General features: G+C 42.2%; 2 protein-coding genes and 1 pseudogene. 2 read left to right on the forward strand and 1 reads right to left on the reverse strand.

What is annotated here, in order from left to right:
- Positions 1-24: 24 nt before the first annotated feature.
- Positions 25-132, reverse strand: a pseudogene (locus AW17_RS25465) (transposase); the annotation flags it as partial.
- A 97-nt stretch (positions 133-229) separates the two neighbouring features.
- On the opposite strand from AW17_RS25465, the gene AW17_RS23145 reads away from it, so the two are divergent.
- Together AW17_RS23145 and AW17_RS23150 are read left to right on the forward strand one after the other, a co-directional pair.
- Positions 230-1,342: a helix-turn-helix transcriptional regulator gene (locus AW17_RS23145; RefSeq protein WP_029280680.1), complete on the forward strand. Its 1,113-nt coding sequence runs from the start codon at positions 230-232 to the stop codon at positions 1,340-1,342.
- Between the two features lie 238 nt (positions 1,343-1,580).
- Positions 1,581-3,793, forward strand: a 2,213-nt coding sequence (locus AW17_RS23150; protein ID WP_051692062.1) for a YVTN family beta-propeller repeat protein, incomplete at its 3' end; no start/stop codon positions are given.

The following is a 3,793-nucleotide window of genomic DNA, read 5'->3' on the forward strand; positions in this document are numbered from 1 at the left end:
TGAGATTTAATAATCGAACTCAGGTTAGTAATAAACCAATTGCCATTTAGCAAAACCAGATGGCATCATCCGCCATTGGCACCCTGTTTTAACCAGATAATGGATAGCATTCCAAATAAACCGTAAACTATGTTTTCGCTTTCGTCATCTAATTGTAAGTTTTTTTTTATAAATTACCATTGGTTATCGCTTAAATCTGTCGGATAAGTTTTCATTTGCCCGATAAGCGATGACCATTTTATCAACTTTTCAACAAATAACTTTTATTCATCCATTTTTAAACAGGCTTCTTATAATGCTGAATATTCGCATCGACAATTGGCTTACCGAATTTAAAAAGCGCTTGGTCACTTATCACGACGGATTTTTCGACCTTCCTTATCTTTCCAATACGCCTGCTGTGATAATTGAGGAATTTAAGCATATTCCGTTTACAAAATATCTTGAAAAAGAAAATGAAATCCATATCGATAATATTTTTGCCGACGGGCTTATGTGCTATCGTGAGCTTGAAGAAGGCCTATGGGTAATTATTACCGAGATGGAGTTTAAAAAAAATTTATCTACAAGCGCGTTGTATGATAATGAACCATGCGACTATTACTTTCTTTCTCACTTTATTTATAGCAAACGCGGTAATGTAAACGACGCGACCGCTCATATGCTTGGTTGGCGTTTATACAAACCTGGAGTTGAAATTAAAACCTGTTTTAACAAAGGCGATAAGGGTGTTTTTGCAACCTTCGCATTTAATAAATCATGGCTTGAGCATAATATTTTGACCACTGATTTTGCTGAGAATCAGAATTTTTTAATTTTTTTTGAAACGGAGTCGGCGTACATGACCTGGGGAAATGTATTGCCTGGATCCGAATTATTGATCAGAGAGATAATCGATCTTATAAAACATGAAAAGCGAGCTCAGCATGGAATTTTACCAGTGAAAATACTTTGTTTACAGACTGTTTTAGATTTTTTTACAGCAACTACTACGGATCATCCAATTAAAGAACAAATAAAATTGCGCGATTCTGATAGGTGTATGGTTGCGAAAGCCGAAAAAATATTAACAGATAACCTTACTATCGCATTTCCCGGTATTAATGCCATCGCGCAAGCGTTGAATACCTCCCCCACAAAATTACGGACTATTTTTAGGAAAGTTCACCAGACTTCCATTTTTCAATACTACCAAAAAAAACAAATGTCGCTCGCTTTACAAATGTTAAAAGCCAACCATACCAGTGTTAAAGAGGTTGCTTTAACTTTTAAATACCGTAACTCCAGCAAGTTTTCGGCGGCTTTTAAAAAGCACCATAATATTCTTCCTTCAGAAGTGTAATATTTACATTTATTTTAATAATGATTATTGGCGTTATTGGGCTTGTTATTGGCGTTATTGGGCTTTTTTAGCCCAATAAAAATATTCTACCTTTATAACTTTACGCTAATTCAAATTAAGATGAAGTGCAATTGCCTTGTTAAGCGTAGTTTTTACAGAGATGGTAAAATATTGAATATATCTATCTGATGATAATATGTTCGCAGGCAAATTGATTGATACATCATAACAAAATGATATGATCCAAACCTTTACCCACCTTATTAGCAAAAAACTGTCTTTAATTTGCTTGGCAACCTTGTTGTTTGTTGCTTGTACTTTTGTACAGGCAGGTGGCAGTACCTTAACTTTTAACAGCAAAAAACACAGTGTTAGCACTGTCACGTCACCCGGAAATATTGGTACAGGTGACGTGACGACTGAAGTACTTGTAAAAACAGCAATCAGGCCTGCTTTGGGCAATATTGTCGCATTGGGGCCGGTTCCCGGCATTAGTTTCTTTAGTCCGGTAGCGAGCTTTGTTGGTGTATCGACACTTATAAAAGATGCTAAATCAAAAGACTATACAGTTTTTACCACGGGTGGGCAATCAACTATAGTGAAACCCAATATTGGCAAAATAGTAACTGCCAAGGCTGGCCGTATTAGGCAAGTTTCATTAGGTAATTTTATTACAACCGCCGGGGTACAACCGCCATCATCCACATTAAGCAATTTGGTATTAAGTAGCGGTGCGCTAAGCCCGGTGTTTGCAGCAGGTACGCCAAGCTACACAGCAGTTGTTGCCAATGCTACAGCATCCCTTACGATAACTCCAACCCTTACCGACCCTGCAGCTACCATAAAAGTTAACGGTGTAGCAGTAGCAAGTGGCTCGGCCTCTGGCAGCATATCGTTAAATGTAGGTACAAATACCATTACCACGATGGTAACCGCTCAAGACGGCAGCAATATCCATATCTATAAGGTATATGTAATGAGACAGGCGCCCAATCAAACCCTTACAAGTGGCTCGACTACAACTGCCGTCACCCTTGCTGCTCCCGGTGTGGTTTACAATTGGACCAACGACAAACCAAGCATCAGTCTTGCTGCCAGTGGTACGGGCAATATCGCATCGTTCACCGCCACAAATAATACCACCAGCCCGGTAACGGCCACTATTACCGCCACTCCCGTATCTTTTCTTTATATCCCAAATTCCGGTGACGGCACAGTCTCGGTGGTCAATACCGCTACAAACTTGGTGACGGCCACCATCGGGGTAGGTGGTTCTCCTAAGGGGGTATCGGTTAGTCCTGACGGTAGCACAGTATATGTGACCAATTCCGACGATGGTACAGTCTCGGTGATTAATTCTGCTACCAATACCGTGACAGCTACGATCAACGTAGGCATGTCCCCTAATGGGGTAGCGGTAAGCCCAGACGGTAGCAAGGTATATGTGACGAATTATAACGGTGGCACAATCTCGGTGATTAATGCTGCTACCAATACCGTGACAGCTACGATCAACGTAGGGGATGGTCCCATTGTCATATCGGTCAACCCGAACGGTAACAACATATATGTGACGAATTTTTTTAGTAACACAGTCTCAGTGATCAATACGGTGAGCAATACAGTGGTAACTACCATTAATGTAGGCAATCTTCCCGTCGGCGTGGCGATTAGTCCGGATGGCAGTAAGGTGTATGTGACGAATTATAACGATGACACAGTCTCGGTGATCAATACAGCTACCAATACCGTGACAGCTACCATTCCGTCAAGCAATGCTAGCCCCGGCGGTATATCGGTTAGCATTGACGGTAGCACATTATATGTGACAGGCAGTGATGGTGTTTCGGTAATCAGTACGGCTACTAATACAGTAACAGCCACCATCGGGGTAGGTTCTGGGCCTACCTGGGTATCGGTAAGCCCGGACGGTAGCAAGGTGTATGTGACGAATTATAGCGATGGCACAGTCTCGGTGATCAATACGGCCGACAACTCGGTAACAACGCCTATCACGGTAGGCGGTGCCCCTTATTCAATTGGTAATTTTATTACAGGCACAGGCTTGCAGCCGCTTAGTTTTACCGTTACGGTAAATCCTAACCCCGAAATAATAACGTTTGGCGCACTCCCAACCAAAACCTATGGTGATGCCGACTTTTCACCCGGTGCCACCAGTAACAACGGCCCCCCACCTGCTATAAATTACGCCAGCGACAATACGGCAGTAGCAACCATCGTAAACGGAAATATTCATATAGTAGGCGCTGGCACGGCCAATATTACCGCCTCACAGGCAGCCGACAACATTCATGCCGCTGCAGCGAATGTAAGTCAACTGTTGACGGTCACCAAGGCAGCATTAACCATCGCGGGCAATAACCAAAGCAAGGTTTATGGTACAGCTAACCCAACATTAACGGTCACTTATACGGGCTTTGTGAACGGTGA

Source organism: Pedobacter borealis DSM 19626, assembly GCF_000708285.2.
GTDB lineage: Bacteria > Bacteroidota > Bacteroidia > Sphingobacteriales > Sphingobacteriaceae > Pedobacter > Pedobacter borealis.

Bases quoted from the DNA above. Each gene is read 5' to 3' on its own strand.
- AW17_RS23145 (WP_029280680.1), top strand. From the start codon at position 230: ATGACCATTTTATCAACTTTTCAACAAATAACTTTTATTCATCCATTT.